The sequence below is a fragment of the Micrococcus sp. Mcc89 genome (assembly GCF_024519795.1).
GTDB lineage: Bacteria > Actinomycetota > Actinomycetes > Actinomycetales > Micrococcaceae > Micrococcus > Micrococcus luteus.
In genome coordinates this window covers 1-13,241 of sequence record NZ_JALJRI010000028.1, presented here as the reverse complement: position 1 = coordinate 13,241, position 13,241 = coordinate 1, and the positions used below count along the sequence as shown (strand labels likewise).

At 75.0% G+C, this 13,241-nt stretch carries 17 protein-coding genes and 2 tRNA genes; 10 read left to right on the top strand and 9 right to left on the bottom strand.

Going from position 1 to position 13,241, the window contains the following annotated elements; genetic code table 11:
• Nucleotides 1–33: 33 nt before the first annotated feature.
• From NR072_RS03715 to NR072_RS03690, 6 genes are all read left to right on the top strand, one after another.
• Nucleotides 34–105: transfer RNA gene (locus NR072_RS03715), tRNA-Thr, on the top strand.
• 60 nt (nucleotides 106–165) lie between these two features.
• Nucleotides 166–239, top strand: a tRNA-Met gene (locus tag NR072_RS03710).
• Nucleotides 240–328: 89 nt separating this feature from the next.
• Nucleotides 329–622, top strand: coding sequence for a hypothetical protein (locus tag NR072_RS03705; RefSeq protein ID WP_041103577.1), 294 nt, complete (start codon nucleotides 329–331; stop codon nucleotides 620–622).
• Between the two features lie 40 nt (nucleotides 623–662).
• Nucleotides 663–1,112 (top strand): MaoC family dehydratase N-terminal domain-containing protein, encoded by a 450-nt coding sequence (locus NR072_RS03700; RefSeq protein ID WP_010080353.1) that lies wholly within the window; start codon nucleotides 663–665, stop codon nucleotides 1,110–1,112.
• Nucleotides 1,112–1,603 (top strand): MaoC/PaaZ C-terminal domain-containing protein, encoded by a 492-nt coding sequence (locus tag NR072_RS03695; RefSeq protein WP_078025942.1) that lies wholly within the window; start codon nucleotides 1,112–1,114, stop codon nucleotides 1,601–1,603. Before NR072_RS03700 ends, NR072_RS03695 begins: the two co-directional genes overlap by 1 nt.
• Nucleotides 1,600–2,799, top strand: coding sequence for a UDP-N-acetylmuramate dehydrogenase (locus tag NR072_RS03690; RefSeq protein ID WP_256836189.1), 1,200 nt, complete (start codon nucleotides 1,600–1,602; stop codon nucleotides 2,797–2,799). The genes NR072_RS03695 and NR072_RS03690 overlap by 4 nt, the downstream gene beginning before the upstream one ends.
• Before the next feature lie 166 nt (nucleotides 2,800–2,965).
• Here the strand turns inward: NR072_RS03690 and asd are convergent, their stop codons facing one another.
• The 7 genes from asd to mshD form a co-directional block, all read right to left on the bottom strand.
• Nucleotides 2,966–4,138 carry an aspartate-semialdehyde dehydrogenase gene (asd, locus tag NR072_RS03685; protein ID WP_167754951.1) on the bottom strand — a complete coding sequence of 391 codons (1,173 nt, stop codon included), beginning with the start codon at nucleotides 4,136–4,138 and terminating at the stop codon, nucleotides 2,966–2,968.
• Nucleotides 4,139–4,148: 10 nt separating this feature from the next.
• Nucleotides 4,149–4,379, bottom strand: coding sequence for an NF038396 family protein (locus tag NR072_RS03680; RefSeq protein WP_098094553.1), 231 nt, complete (start codon nucleotides 4,377–4,379; stop codon nucleotides 4,149–4,151).
• 1 nt (nucleotide 4,380) lies between these two features.
• Complete coding sequence (locus NR072_RS03675; RefSeq protein ID WP_095694878.1) at nucleotides 4,381–4,941, bottom strand: dihydrofolate reductase; 561 nt, start codon at nucleotides 4,939–4,941, stop codon at nucleotides 4,381–4,383.
• 22 nt (nucleotides 4,942–4,963) lie between these two features.
• On the bottom strand, nucleotides 4,964–5,794 hold the full coding sequence (locus NR072_RS03670; RefSeq protein WP_095694877.1) for a thymidylate synthase: 831 nt from the start codon (nucleotides 5,792–5,794) through the stop codon (nucleotides 4,964–4,966).
• A gap of 82 nt (nucleotides 5,795–5,876) precedes the next feature.
• Entirely contained in the window at nucleotides 5,877–6,233 is a 357-nt protein-coding gene (locus NR072_RS03665) for a GNAT family N-acetyltransferase (RefSeq protein WP_041103569.1), read from the bottom strand.
• 59 nt (nucleotides 6,234–6,292) lie between these two features.
• The gene (locus tag NR072_RS03660; RefSeq protein ID WP_256836176.1) at nucleotides 6,293–7,303 is read right to left on the bottom strand and encodes an NUDIX domain-containing protein; all 1,011 of its coding nucleotides are present in this window, start codon (nucleotides 7,301–7,303) and stop codon (nucleotides 6,293–6,295) included.
• Nucleotides 7,304–7,440: 137 nt separating this feature from the next.
• Nucleotides 7,441–8,394, bottom strand: a complete 954-nt coding sequence (gene mshD, locus NR072_RS03655) for a mycothiol synthase (RefSeq protein ID WP_101967409.1) — start codon at nucleotides 8,392–8,394, stop codon at nucleotides 7,441–7,443.
• A gap of 101 nt (nucleotides 8,395–8,495) precedes the next feature.
• Between mshD and NR072_RS03650 the strand changes: the two genes are divergently transcribed.
• From NR072_RS03650 to NR072_RS03640, 3 genes are all read left to right on the top strand, one after another.
• Entirely contained in the window at nucleotides 8,496–9,302 is an 807-nt protein-coding gene (locus tag NR072_RS03650; protein ID WP_239664486.1) for a hypothetical protein, read from the top strand.
• Between the two features lie 187 nt (nucleotides 9,303–9,489).
• Nucleotides 9,490–10,158 carry an FABP family protein gene (locus tag NR072_RS03645; RefSeq protein WP_256836173.1) on the top strand — a complete coding sequence of 223 codons (669 nt, stop codon included), beginning with the start codon at nucleotides 9,490–9,492 and terminating at the stop codon, nucleotides 10,156–10,158.
• A complete protein-coding gene (locus NR072_RS03640) occupies nucleotides 10,155–11,351 on the top strand; it encodes a folate-binding protein (protein WP_256836170.1) in 1,197 nt (398 codons plus the stop codon). The genes NR072_RS03645 and NR072_RS03640 overlap by 4 nt, the downstream gene beginning before the upstream one ends.
• 13 nt (nucleotides 11,352–11,364) lie before the next feature.
• On the opposite strand, the gene NR072_RS03635 is transcribed toward NR072_RS03640, so the two are convergent.
• Nucleotides 11,365–11,895, bottom strand: a complete 531-nt coding sequence (locus NR072_RS03635) for a hypothetical protein (RefSeq protein ID WP_256836168.1) — start codon at nucleotides 11,893–11,895, stop codon at nucleotides 11,365–11,367.
• A gap of 16 nt (nucleotides 11,896–11,911) precedes the next feature.
• Between NR072_RS03635 and NR072_RS03630 the strand changes: the two genes are divergently transcribed.
• On the top strand, nucleotides 11,912–12,148 hold the full coding sequence (locus NR072_RS03630; RefSeq protein WP_256836166.1) for a hypothetical protein: 237 nt from the start codon (nucleotides 11,912–11,914) through the stop codon (nucleotides 12,146–12,148).
• Here NR072_RS03630 and NR072_RS03625 read toward each other — a convergent pair.
• The gene (locus tag NR072_RS03625; RefSeq protein WP_036317733.1) at nucleotides 12,115–13,146 is read right to left on the bottom strand and encodes a 6-phosphofructokinase; all 1,032 of its coding nucleotides are present in this window, start codon (nucleotides 13,144–13,146) and stop codon (nucleotides 12,115–12,117) included. The genes NR072_RS03630 and NR072_RS03625 overlap by 34 nt on opposite strands.
• Nucleotides 13,147–13,241 lie beyond the last annotated feature (95 nt).

The window sequence follows — 13,241 nt, the reverse complement described above, 5'->3', positions numbered from 1 at the left end:
GGCCCCGGGGCCCTGGTAGAGTCTCACCTCGTTGCCCCGATAGCTCAGTGGTAGAGCGCCATCTTGGTAAGATGGAGGTCCCGGGATCGATTCCCGGTCGGGGCTCTGACATGAGAGCCCGCCCTCGCGGCGTGATAACCGTGAGTGCGGGCGTTCTCGTGTCGTGGCGGCGTAGCTCAGCTGGTTAGAGCGCACGACTCATAATCGTGAGGTCGGGGGATCGAGTCCCCCCGCCGCTACGGAATCGGACGGACCCGGTCACCTCCTCGGAGGGGCCGGGTCCTTTCGCGTTCCGGGGCCCGTCCGTCGCCCCGGTAGCCTGGCGGGCATGTCCACGCGTCGCCCCGCCCACCAGCCCACCCGCGGCACCGCCGCGCCCCGCGGCTTCGTCTCCCCGTGGGAGCACGGCTCCCGGCTGTACCGGACCCTCGTGCTGACCGGCTCCGCGCTGTTCCTCGTGGGGATCGTGCTGGCGGTCGTCGGCGGGACCACCGGACGCCTCGCCGTCTCCGGGACCGCCCTGGGCGTGCTCGGCGCGGGCGTCGCCGTGCACCTGTCCGCCCAGCTCGTGCGCTTCCGCCAGGCCGCCCGCCGGCAGGGGGAGCGGCGCCCCGGCCGTTAGGCTGGACGGCAGTCGAGAACCGTCCCGCAGGAGGCCCGAGTTGAGCGTGAACCCCGACGTCGCCGGGCGGAGCTATCCGCCCGCGCCCCCCTTCCAGGTCGGTCGTGAGGCGGTCCGCGGCTTCGCCGAGGCCGTGCAGGCCCAGCATCCCGCGCACCACGACGTCGCGGCCGCCCGGGCCCTGGGACACGCCGACCTGGTCGCCCCGCCGACCTTCGCCGTCGTCATCGCCCAGCGCGCCGAGGCCGCCGTCGTCGCCGATCCCGAGCTGGGCATCGACTTCTCGCGCGTGGTCCACGCGGACGAGCGCTTCGTCCACCACCGCCCGCTGGTGGCCGGGGACGAGGTCGTGGCGACCGTGCGGGTCGAGGCCGTGAAGTCCCTCGGCGGCAACCGCATGGTCACCACCGTCACCGAGATCGCAGATCTGGACGGCGCGGCCGTCTCCACCGTCACGTCCACCCTGCTGGTCCGGGGAGAGGAGTCCTGATGAGCACCGCCCCCCGCCTGTCCGACCTCGCCCGGGGCGAGGTGGTCGGCACGCGCACCGTCACGTTCACCCGCGCCGACCTCGTGGCCTACGCGGGTGCCTCCGGCGACCGCAACCCGATCCACTGGTCCCCGTCGTTCGCCGAGCACGTCGGCCTGCCCGGCGTCATCGCCCACGGGATGCTCACCATGGGCGCGGCCGTGCAGCTCGTCTCGGACTGGGCGGGCGACCCGGGCGCCGTCGTCGACTACCAGACCCGCTTCACCGGCATGGTGCCCGTCGCGGACACCACGGGGCGCACGGACGACGACGGCGCGCCCGTCCCCGGCGCCACGCTCGAGGTCGTCGGCACGGTCGGCGCCGTGGACGAGGCCGCCGGGACCGTGCGGATCGACCTGAACGTCACCAACCCGGACGCGGCGAAGCCGCGCGTGCTGACCAAGGCGCAGGCCGTGGTCCGTCTGGCCGACCCCGCGGGGGAGAGCGCGTGAGCGAGCGGCTGGCGGACCACACCACCACCCGCGTCGGCGGGCCTGCGCGCGCGTGGGTCACCGCGCGCACCGAGGCCGAGGCGATCGAGGCCGTGCGCGCCGCCGACGCGGCGGGCGAGCCCCTGTTCGTCCTCGGCGGCGGTTCCAACACCCTCATGGCGGACGCCGGCTTCCCCGGCACCGTCGTGCGGCTGGCCTTCGAGGGCATCCACGTGCTGGACGGGCCGCTGCCCGGCGAGGGCGAGACGCCGCCCGCCGGCGACGGGGCCCGGCTCGCGGACCACGAGGGGGAGGCCGTCGTCGTGCGGATCGCGGCGGGCCACCCGTGGGACGACGCCGTCGCATGGACCGTGGCGCACGGGCTCGGCGGGATCGAGGCGCTCTCGGGCATCCCGGGCTCGGCCGGCGCGACGCCCGTGCAGAACGTCGGCGCGTACGGCGCGGACGTCTCGCAGGTGCTCGTCGCCCTGCGCGCGTGGGACCGGGAGGCGGGCGACGTCGTCGAGCTGACGCCCGCGGACCTGCGCTTCGGCTACCGCGACTCCGTGATCAAGCGCTCCATGCTGGAGACCGGCGCGCCGAGTCCCCGGTGGATCGTGCTCTCGATCGACCTGCGGCTGCGTCGCGCCTCCTCCGACGCCGAGCCGACGGCGCCGGTCCGCTACGGGCAGCTGGCGGCCGCGCTCGACGTCGAGGAGGGCGCCCATGCCCCGCTCGCGGTGGTCCGCCGCGAGGTGCTGGCCCTGCGCGCCGCCAAGGGGATGGTGTCCGATCCGGCGGACCCGGACACGTGGTCCACGGGCAGCTACTTCACAAACCCGATCGTGCCCGCGTCCGTGCGGGCCTCCCTGCCCGACGGCGCCCCGGCGTTCGCCGCCGGCCAGGCCGAGGACGGGACGCCGCTCGTGAAGCTCTCGGCGGCCTGGCTGATCGATCGCGCGGGCTTCGCGAAGGGCTTCGGGCTGCCCGAGGTCGGGCCCCGCGAGGGCGGGCCGGACGGCCGCGGAGCCGACGGCACCGGCCTGGCCGGGGGCCGCGCGTCGGTGTCCACGAAGCACACCCTCGCCATGACCAACCGCGGCGACGCGACCACCGAGGACGTCCTGACGGTCGCGCGCACCGTGCGCGACGGCGTGCGCGAACGCTTCGGCGTCGAGCTGCACCCCGAGCCGATGATCATCGGCACCAGCCTCTGACCCCTCACTTTCGTTCGGGAAACGGCGCCCCCAGGAGTGCTTTCGTTCGGGAAACGGCGCCCCTAGGCGGCGCGGGCGCCGTTTCCCGAACGACAACGCGCGAACACCCGCCGTTTCCCGAACGAAAACGGGGGCCGGGGGCGCGCCGCCGCGCCGGCGTCGCGGCTCAGAGGTTGCCGGTGGCGATCATCAGCATGCGGCGCACGGGCTCGGCCGCACCCCACAGCAGCTGGTCGCCGACGGTGAACGCCGAGAGGTACTCGGGACCCATGTTGAGCTTGCGCAGCCGGCCGACGGGGATCTGCAGGGTGCCGGTCGCGGCGATCGGGGTCAGGTCGGTGACCGTGGCCTCCTTGGTGTTCGGCACCACCTGCACCCACTCGTTGTCCGCGGCGATGATCTGCTCGACCTCGTCCAGCGGCACGTCCCGGGTGAGCTTGAGGGTGAGGGCCTGCGAGTGGGAGCGCATGGCGCCGATCCGCACGCACAGCGAGTCGAACGGGATCCGGTCCGCACCGGTCAGTCCGAGCACCTTGTTCGTCTCGTCGTAGGCCTTGCGCTCCTCGCGGGAGACGCCGTCGCCCAGGTCGGCGTCGATCCAGGGGATCAGCGAGCCGCCCAGCGGCACGCCGAACTGCGTCGAGTCCAGGCCGCCGCGCTGCAGCTCGATCACCTTCCGGTCGATCTCGAGGATCGCCGACGCCGGATCGGCCAGCTCGGCCCGCACCGCGCCGCCCAGCTCCGCGTACTGGGTGAGCAGCTCGCGCATGTGCCGGGCGCCGCCGCCGGAGGCCGCCTGGTAGGTCATGGCGGTGCCCCACTCGACCAGGCCCGCCTTGAACAGGCCACCCAGGCCCATGAGCATGCAGGACACGGTGCAGTTGCCGCCGATGAAGTCCTTCGTCCCGTTCGCCAGGGCGGCGTCGATGACGCCGCGGTTCACGGGGTCCAGCGCGATCACGGAGGTGTCCGCCATGCGCAGGGTGGAGGCGGCGTCGATCCAGATGCCGTCCCAGCCGGCGGCGCGCAGCTTCGGGTACACGGCCTGCGTGTAGTCCCCGCCCTGCGCGGTGAGGATCACGGGCAGGGCCGTGAGCGCGTCCACGTCGTACGCGTCCTGGAGCACGCCCGGGTCGCCGGCCATGCCCTCGAGCACGGGCGCGGGACCGCCGGCGTTGGATGTGGAGAAGAAGACCGGGTGGACGCGGGCGAAGTCGCCCTCCTCGGCCATGCGCTGCAGGAGGACGGACCCCACCATGCCGCGCCAGCCGACCAGGCCCACGGTGGGCACGGCGGCCGCGTCGGGGGCGTTCACAGATGCGGGGGCAGCGGAAGTCATGCCCTCCAGGCTAGCGGCCCTGCTGCCCGCGCTTCCGCTTGTTCCACGCGATGAGACCGCCCACGGCGAACACCTGGGTCAGCACGAGCAGGAACACCAGCCCGGCGATGGTCTTGCCCTGCAGCACGAGGATCAGCCCGAACACGGCGCACACGAACGCCAGCACGGGCAGGGCGACGAGCGCGAGGAACGTGACCGCCTGCGGGGAGAGCAGACGCTGGTCGGAGTCGGTCGGGGCCATGTCAGTCGCGTTCCCATCGTTCGAAGCGGTGGCGCGGGCCGGAGGCGGAGTCCAGCCACGCGTCGGGGGCGGGGTCGACGGCGGTGCGCCGCCAGCGGGCGTCGAGCAGCGGGGCGTGCGTGTCGCCGTCGACGTCCGCGTCGATCACGGTCACCTCGGCGCGGGAGGCCACGTCGAGGGCCTGCTCGTAGAGGGTCGCCCCACCGATCACCCACACGGTGTCACAGCCGTCGGCCTCGGCCGCGGCGGCCAGGGCCGCCCCGAAGTCAGGCACGACGACGGCGCCCGCGGCCCGCAGCTCCGCGCCGGCCTCCTCGGTGGCCGTCAGGGTGCGGGAGACCACGATGTTCGTGCGCCCGGGCAGCGGGCGGAACCGCGCCGGGAACGACTCCCACGTGCGCCGGCCCATGATCACGGGGTGGCCGTGCGTGTGGGCCCGGAAGTGCGCGAGGTCCTCGGGGACGTGCCACGGCATGGTGCCGTCGCGGCCGATGACGCGCTCGGGGGTCTGGGCCCAGATCATGGCGATCACGGGCTCGGTGGGACGGGTGGCCCGGCTCATGGGGTCGCTGCGCATCCTCGGCTCAGACGGCGATCGGCGCCGTGATGGTGGGGTGGTGACGGTAGTCGAGGACCTCGAAGTCCTCGTAGTCGTAGTCGAAGATCGACGCGGGGGTGCGCCGCAGCCGCAGCCGCGGGTACGGGTACGGCTCGCGGGAGAGCTGCTCGCGCACCTGCTCCTCGTGGTTCGCGTAGATGTGCACGTCCCCGCCGGTCCACACGAACTCGCCGGGCGTCAACCCGGTCTGCTGCGCGACCATCACCGTGAGCAGCGCGTACGAGGCGATGTTGAACGGCACGCCGAGGAACAGGTCCGCCGAGCGCTGGTAGAGCTGGCACGAGAGCCGCCCGGGGGCGCCGTCCTGACCGGGGGAGACGTAGAACTGGAACAGCGCGTGGCACGGCGGCAGCGCCATCTCGTCCACCTCGGCGGGGTTCCACGCGGTGACGATGTGCCGGCGCGAGTCGGGGTTCATCCGGATCTGCTCCACGACCTTGGCGATCTGGTCGATGTGGCCCCCGTCCGGGGTGGGCCACGAGCGCCACTGCACGCCGTAGACGGGGCCGAGCTCGCCGTCCTCGTCCGCCCACTCGTTCCAGATCCGCACGCCGCGCTCCTGGAGCCACCGCACGTTCGAGTCCCCGCGCAGGAACCACAGCAGCTCGAGCGCGACCGACTTGAAGTGCACGCGCTTGGTGGTGATCAGCGGGAAGGACTCGGCCAGGTCGAAGCGCAGCTGGCGGCCGAACACGCTGCGCGTGCCCGTGCCGGTCCGGTCCGTCTTGACGGCCCCGTGGGCCATCACGTCGGCGAGGAGGTCCTCGTAGGGAGTCGGGATGCTCACCCGGCCCACTCTAGCGATCCGAGCGGACGCGCTGAGCGTCCTCGACGGCCCGGCGGAGGCGGGTACCGGCAGGGCAGGGCCCCGCCCCCGGTCAGCCGTGGAACACCATGTCCTGGTACTCGGGGTAGCGGCGCAGGTAGTCCTCCACGTAGGAGCACTCGGGCACGATCCGGTCACCCTCCGCGCGCAGCCTGTCCAGGACCATGGTCACGAGGGCGCGGGCGTAGCCGCGGCGGCCGAACTGCTCGTCGATGATGGTGTGCTGCAGGCGCAGGACCACGGTGTCCTCACCGTCCGCGCCGCGCACGGTCTCCTGGTCGTAGCCGAGGAACCCGATGAAAGTCCCGTCCTGGCGCAGCTCGAAGCGCTGACGGTCCGGGTCCCGGGTCACCGTGAGGCGCTCGTGGACGATCTTCTCGGGCTGGCTCTGGGCGGCGGTGTTCTCCATGACCCGAGCCTAGGGCCGGGGGCGGGCCCGCTCAACGGTGGCCCGGTCGCGCGGGCGGCTCAGTCGTCCCAGGGGTCGTAGACCTCGACGGCCACCACGTCGCCGTCGAGGTCGAGCGCGCGGTGCGCCACGAGCACAGCGCCGGGCCGCAGCCACGGGTCCTCGGTCGGCAGGGCCCGCAGCACGCGGTCCGCCTGGCCGGCGGCCGCGTCCTCGACCACCTCGAACAGCGTCGGCAGCACCGGCCGGTGCGTGCACACGACCAGCGGCCGGGAGCGGCCCATGAGCTCGGCCATCACCTTGCGGGTCTTCTTGGGCTTCTCCCGGGCCGTGGTCTCCGTGAACGCGCCCTTGGTCTTCAGCGGCAGCCGGCTGGACTTCACGAGCGGGGCCAGCGTCTCCACGCAGCGGCGCCACGGGGAGGAGACCAGCCGCTCCGGCCGCCAGGCCGCCACGAGGCCCTCGACGGCGAGCGCCTGCCGCCGGCCCGTCGCCGCCAGCGGACGCTCCTGCTCGGCGCGGGACCACGAGGAGCGGGGCTTGGCCTTGGCGTGGCGCAGCACCAGCAGCGGCACGGTCCGCAGGCGCCCCCGGGAGGCGGCACGCAGCAGCAGGTCGAGCGGTTCGTGATCCGAGCCGTTCGTCAGCAGCCGCCGGGCCTCGTCCGGCCCGACCCAGCGGACCTCGTCCACCTCGTCGCCGTCGGGGAGGGCGCGCTGGCCGTCGACCTCGGCGGCCCAGTACCAGACCTCCTTGCTCTGACGTACGCCCCGCTTGCCGGGCACCTCGTACGCGGTCACGCACAGCGGGATGCCCGGCCGCAGCTCCAGGCCGACCTCCTCGCGCAGCTCGCGCACCGCGCACTCCGGCAGCGTCTCACCCGGATCGAGCTTGCCCTTGGGCCACGACCAGTCGTCGTAGCGGGGCCGGTGGATCACCATCACCTCGAGGCCGCCGGGCACGCGGCGCCACGGCAGCATGCCGGCGGCCAGCACCTCGGCGCGGGGGCCTTCCGAGGCGCGGTCCTCCGTGGACCAGCGGGCGACGCGGTCGGCGTGGGACGAAGGCATGGGGCGGGTTCCTCTCGGGGTGCGGCGGCCGCGACGACTGCTGGGGCAGGGCACGGGGCGTGGCCGACCCCACGGGGCCGGCCTCACCAGGATACGAGGCCGCCGGGATGTGCCCGGCCGGTCCCCGCCCGAGGGTCTCAGGGGCGGCGGTACTGGGCGTCGGCGGCGAACAGCTCGAAGCCGAGGGACGCGTAGAGCGCGACGGCGGCCGTGTTGTCCGCGTCCACGTACAGGTCCACGACGTCGACTCCCTGCTCCGCCATCCGGTGCAGCCCCGCCAGCGTCAGGGCCCGACCGAGGCCGAGGCCCTGGGCGTCGGGGGAGACGCCCACGGCGTACACCTCCCCGACGCGCGGGCCGTCGGCTCCGGCATCCGGCTCCACCTTCGTCCAGTGGAAGCCGAGCAGCCGCCCGTCCGCCTCGCGGGCGGCGAGCAGGAGGCCGTCGGCGTCGAACCAGTCCTCCGCCATGCGGTCGTCGAGGTCGGCGCGGGTCAGGCTGCCCTGTTCGGGGTGGTCCGCGAAGGCGGCGGCGTTCACGTCCAGCCAGGCCTGCTCGTCCTGGCCGGGGACGAAGCCGCGCAGGGCCACCCCGTCGGCGAGCCGCACCTCCGGCAGGGCCGCGAGCGCCGCGTGCGACAGGCGCATCCGGCGCAGCTCGCGGACGGGCTCGAGGCCGTGCCGCCGGGCGAGCCGGACCGCCCCCGGGAGCATGCCGTGGGCCCAGACGCTCGTGGTCTCCTCCCGCGCCAGGTCCCGGACCGCGGCGGCCGCGGCGTCGGCCAGGACCGTCCCCCGGCCGGTGCGGCGTGCGGTCGGGTCGACGACGAGCTCGAGCACGGCCGCCGCGCCCTCGGGCACGAGCACGGCCGCCCCGTCGATCGCCCCGTCCGGGCCCCGGGTGGCCCCCCACCAGAGCTGCCCGCCGCGGGCGAGCAGCACGCGCGTCTGGTCCGACAGCGGGGGATGACCGTCCGCCGCCCCGGCGCGGTCGGCCAGGTCCAGGACGGCGCTCGCCTCCTCCGGGCGCGGGGTGACGACGCGCGGCATTCCGTCGGCGTCGGAGGTCGTGGGGGTGGGGTGTTCGGCCATGCCGGCCACCCTACGGAAGGAGGACGGTGGCCCGCGAGGTGCGCCCCGCCGTCGCCCGCCCAGGGCCGAGCCGGTGCGCACCTGGCAGGATGGGGCAGGTGATGCGCTTGTCCATGGCCCTGAGTGCGGCCGTCGCCGCCCTCGTCCTGGGCGGTGCCGCGTTGCTGGGCCCGGTCCCCGCCGCCCTCGCCGCCGCCGTCGTGATCCTGGTCATCGCCTGGGGCTGGCCGCGGCAGATGGGGGCGCCCGCGCGCCTCTCGCTCAGCGTCACCCTGGCCGTCGCCGGGGGCGCCGCGGTGCTGCTCATGCTGCTGTGGCCGCCGCTCGAGGACGGCCACAGCGGGGCCTGGACGCTCTTCGAGCCGCTCGCCGTCGTCGTCGCCTGGAGCACCATGGCCTCGTTCGTCGTCCAGCTGGTGCGCGGGACCGGCCGGCCGCTGCGCCTCGAGTCCACCGTCGCCACGATGGGCGGGGCGTTCGTGGCCGTCGTGACAGCGTGCTGGGTGGCCGTCTCACGCTGGAGCGACACCCCCGCGGTCGCCGGGCTGGTCATCACGCTGGCGGTCACGGTGGCCGCGGTCTCCCTCGTCGGCCTCACCCCGTGGATGCAGGGCCGGCCGGGAGTCCTGGCGCTCGTGGTCATCCCCCTCAGCACGGTGCTCGCGTGGCCCGTCTCCGCGCTGGCCGGCGTGGGCGCCCGGGACCGGCCGGCCGTCATGGCCGCGGCGCTCGCGGTGGCCGTGCTGGTGTCCCTGACCGCCGCCACGGCGCCGTCGTCGCGGCCGCGGCCCGAGGACCGGCCGGTGGGCACCACCCTGCGCCCGCGCCGGGCGGGCTACGCCCTCGCGTTGGCGCCCGTGGGAGCGGCCGGCGTCGTGGCGCACGTCATGGTGGGCTTCCTGGCCTGACAGGTCCGACCCGCTCGGTAGGATGTCCCGCATGGATACCCTTCTTGCGCTCGAGATCTTCTTCCTGGCCCTCGTGGTCCTGGCCGGCCTGGGCATGGCCGCCGTCGCCGCGGTCGTCATCAACGGCCTCTTCAAGGGCCAGCGCTGAGGACGCGCGGCCCGCTGGCGGGCCGCGCCGTGATCTGCCATGGCGACTGAACTCCCGTACGACCTCACCCCAGAGCTCGCCCCCCTGTCCTGGCTCATCGGCAGCTGGGAGGGCCAGGGCCGCCTCGGCGACGGCTCCGCCGACACCGAGATCTTCTACCAGCGGGTGGACTTCACCGAGCACGGTCTGCCGTTCGTGGAGTACCGCGCGGAATCGTGGCTGTGCGAGGCGGACGGCACGCTGCTGCGTCCGCTGACCGTGGAGTCCGGCTTCTGGCAGGTGGACCGGGCGCGGCGCGACGGCGACGTCGGCCCCGGCATGCGCCCGGCGGACATCGTCCCCGCGTTCCGCTCCGCCGAGGACGTCGAGCGGCTGCGCGCCGGCGACGAGGGCTTCGGCCTGACCGCCACCATCACGCATCCGGGCTCGCTGTCCGAGCTGTACTACGGCCGCATCAAGGGCCCGCAGCTGCAGCTGGCCACGGACGCGGTCCTGCGTGGCTCCGCCGCCGGCCCGTACCACCGGGCCACCCGCATGGCCGGTCTCGTGAACGGGCAGCTGTTCTGGCGCTGGGACGTCGCGGACGCCGCGGGCGCCGAGCTCGAGGCGCACGCCTCCGCCATCCTGGACCGCATGCCGAGCGCGGCCGAGGGTCGGCTCGCCCCGGGGGCCGAGCGTCCTCGCGGGGCTCGCGGGGAGCAGTCGTGACGGCCTCCCGCAGCCCGCTGCTGGACCTGGCCGTGGCCGAGCCGCAGGGGCCGGCCGGCGGCGCCGTCGAGGGCCGCGGCCCGGACGCCGGCGTCGCCGCGCACTACGGTCGCCCCCTGCCCGAGCAGCGCGCCCTCGCCCGGGGCCGCGCCCTGGTCGACCTCTCCCACCGGGCCGTGCTCTCCGTGTCCGGCCCGGACCGGCTGAGCTGGCTGCACACGCTCGGCACGCAGCACGTCGAGACGCTGCCCCCCGGCACGAGCACCGAGATCCTCTTCCTCGACGTGCAGGGGCGGATCGAGCACGCCGCCCACCTGCTCGAGGACGGCGCCGCGGCCTGGCTCGTCACGGACCGCGAGGACGGCCCGGGCCTCGCCGCGTGGCTCACCTCGATGCGCTTCTCCCACGACGTCACCCTGCGGGACCACACCGGGGCGGTCGCCGTCGTGGGCGCCACCGCGCCCGTGCCCGGCTGGGAGGACCGCACCGTGTGGCTGGACCCGTGGCCGCGCGTCGGGGCGGGCGGCTGGGCCTACACGGCCGATCCGGATCCCGCGGCCCACCCGGGCGCGGACTGGTCCTGGCGCGAGTACCTCGTCACCCGGGCCGACCTCGAGGCCACCGTCCGCGCGCTCGGCACGGGCGTGCTCGCGGGCTGGTCCCTGGCGGGCACGACGGCGGCCGAGGCGCTGCGCATCGAGGCCGGTCGCCCCCGCCGGGCCCTCGACGTGGACGACCGCGCGATCCCGCACGAGCTGGACCTGCTGCGCACCGCCGTGCACCTCGAGAAGGGCTGCTACCGCGGTCAGGAGACCGTGGCGCGCGTGCACAACCTGGGCCGCCCGCCCCGCCGCCTCACCCGCCTGCTCCTGGACGGCTCCGTCCACGCGCTCCCCGAGCACGGTGCCCCCGTGATCCTCCGGCCGGCCGAGGACACGCCCGCGGCCCGCGCCGCCGCCCGTCCGGTGGGGACGGTCACCGCCGCGGCCCAGCACCATGAGGCGGGCGCCGTCGCCCTGGCGCTGCTCAAGCGCACGGTGCCCGTGGACGCCGAGCTGCTGGTCCGCGAGGACGCTCCCGGCGAGGACGGTGCCGCCGAGGGCGGCTGGATCGCCGCGAGCCAGGAGCCGCTCGTGTCCCCGGACGCCGGGCAGGTCGTCGGCCGACCGCGCGGCGTGGGCCGCCTGCGCTGACCGACTCTCCGGCTCAGTCCAGCGCGAGGACGGTCCGCGTGCCCGCCGCCTCCAGCCCGACGGCGATCGCCACGTGGTGCGCGGCCGTGTGGCCCGCCGGCACCTCGGCGAACGGCAGCAGCCCCTCCAGCGCCGCCCGGTCCATCGCCACGGCCACCGCGTAGCGGCCGAGCCCACGACCGCGCAGCCGCGGTGGGGTGAGGGTGCCCAGCGAGGCCAGCACGCCGCCCGTCACGCGATGCCCCGCCGCCGCCACCGCGGCTTCGATCGCCCGTCCCGCGCCGTCGTCGGGAACGAGCGCGACCGAGGACTCCCAGGAGGGGACACCCGCCTCGGCCACGTCGTCTGCGGGGGCCTGCGCGACCGCGGCGTGGACGTGGGCGGGGTCGTCGGACACGGCGACGGTGCGCGAGGGGTCGACTGGCGGCGGTTCCTCGGCGGCGTAGAGCGTGAACTCGCCGCGCGAGCGCACGGCCTCCCCGGCGGCGGCGCGCACCGCCGTCCGCAGCAGGGCCGACTCCACGCCCAGCGCCTCGGCGGGCACGCCGCGGCAGGCACGCGTGAACCACGCCGGCCCCGCCACGACGGTGGCCCAGGGGCAGGGCCAGCACCTCCGCCTCGGCGACGCCCTGCCGGGCCACCTCGATGCGGCGCGGCTCGGCACCCGCCGCCGGGGCGTCGCCGGGCAGGAGCGCGGTGTCGGGCAGGCCGAGCCGACGCGCCAGCCCGAGGGCCAGCACGCCGACGGCGGGGTGGTCGGGTCTCACCGGCCGAACAGGATCTTCGCCTCGTCGTAGCGCGAGACCGGCACCTTCTTGAGGCCCTTGAGGGCGGCGCTCATGGGGATGGAGATGATCTCCGTGCCGTTGGCCGCCACCATCTGTCCCCAGCGGCGCTGGGCGACGAGGTCGACGGCGCCCATGCCGAAGCGCGTGGAGAGCACGCGGTCCGTGGCGGTGGGGGCGCCGCCGCGCTGGATGTGGCCCAGGATGGTGCTGCGCGTCTCGATGCCCGTCATCTCCTCGATCTCGCGGGTCACCCACTCGCCGATGCCGCCCAGACGCGGCCGGCCGGACGCCTCGACGCCGGCCTCGGCCAGCGGGTCGTCGTGGCCCTCGGGGACGAAGCCCTCCGCCACCACGACCAGCGGGGAGCGACCGCGGTCGTGGACCTGCTGCACCCACTCGGCGACCTGGGACATCGGGGTGCGGACCTCGGGGATGAGGATCGCGTGGGCGCCGGCGGCCATGCCCGAGTGCAGGGCGATCCAGCCGACGTGGCGGCCCATGACCTCGGCGACCATGCAGCGGTGGTGGGACTCGCCCGTGGTGCGCAGCCGGTCCATGGCGTCCGTGGCGATCTGCACGGCCGTGTCGAAGCCGAACGTGTAGTCGGTGCCCTGCAGGTCGTTGTCGATCGTCTTGGGCACGCCCACGATCGGCAGCCCGTCCGCGGCCAGGCGGTTCGCGCCGGCCAGGGTGCCCTCGCCGCCGATGGCGATGACGGCGTCGATGTCCAGCTCGCGCAGGTTGCGGAGCATGTTCTCCGGGCCGCCGCCCTCCGCGTTGTAGGGGTGCGTGCGGGAGGTGCCGAGGATGGTGCCGCCGGTGCGGGCCAGGCCGCGCACGCGGGAGCGGGGCAGGTCCTCGACGTCCTTCTCGATCAGGCCGGACCACCCGTTGCGGATGCCCACCATCTCCATGTCGTACGACTTGATGCCGTGCAGGACGGCGGAGCGGATGACGGCGTTGAGGCCGGGGCAGTCGCCTCCGGAGGTGAGCATTCCGACGCGCATGGGGGTCCTCTCGGGCGTTCTCGTGGGGGTCGGCACCACCCTAGGTGTAGGAGGGCATGACGTTGTTGACACGCACCGGGGCCAACGAGGCCGGA

Coding starts and splice junctions, on each gene's coding strand:
- NR072_RS03705 (WP_041103577.1), top strand. CDS start 329: ATGTCCACGCGTCGCCCCGCCCACCAGCCCACCCGCGGCACCGCCGCG.
- NR072_RS03695 (WP_078025942.1), top strand. CDS start 1,112: ATGAGCACCGCCCCCCGCCTGTCCGACCTCGCCCGGGGCGAGGTGGTC.
- asd (WP_167754951.1), bottom strand. CDS start 4,138: ATGACTTCCGCTGCCCCCGCATCTGTGAACGCCCCCGACGCGGCCGCC.
- NR072_RS03680 (WP_098094553.1), bottom strand. CDS start 4,379: ATGGCCCCGACCGACTCCGACCAGCGTCTGCTCTCCCCGCAGGCGGTC.
- NR072_RS03675 (WP_095694878.1), bottom strand. CDS start 4,941: ATGAGCCGGGCCACCCGTCCCACCGAGCCCGTGATCGCCATGATCTGG.
- NR072_RS03665 (WP_041103569.1), bottom strand. CDS start 6,233: ATGGAGAACACCGCCGCCCAGAGCCAGCCCGAGAAGATCGTCCACGAG.
- NR072_RS03660 (WP_256836176.1), bottom strand. CDS start 7,303: ATGCCTTCGTCCCACGCCGACCGCGTCGCCCGCTGGTCCACGGAGGAC.
- mshD (WP_101967409.1), bottom strand. CDS start 8,394: ATGGCCGAACACCCCACCCCCACGACCTCCGACGCCGACGGAATGCCG.
- NR072_RS03650 (WP_239664486.1), top strand. CDS start 8,496: ATGCGCTTGTCCATGGCCCTGAGTGCGGCCGTCGCCGCCCTCGTCCTG.
- NR072_RS03645 (WP_256836173.1), top strand. CDS start 9,490: ATGGCGACTGAACTCCCGTACGACCTCACCCCAGAGCTCGCCCCCCTG.
- NR072_RS03625 (WP_036317733.1), bottom strand. CDS start 13,146: ATGCGCGTCGGAATGCTCACCTCCGGAGGCGACTGCCCCGGCCTCAAC.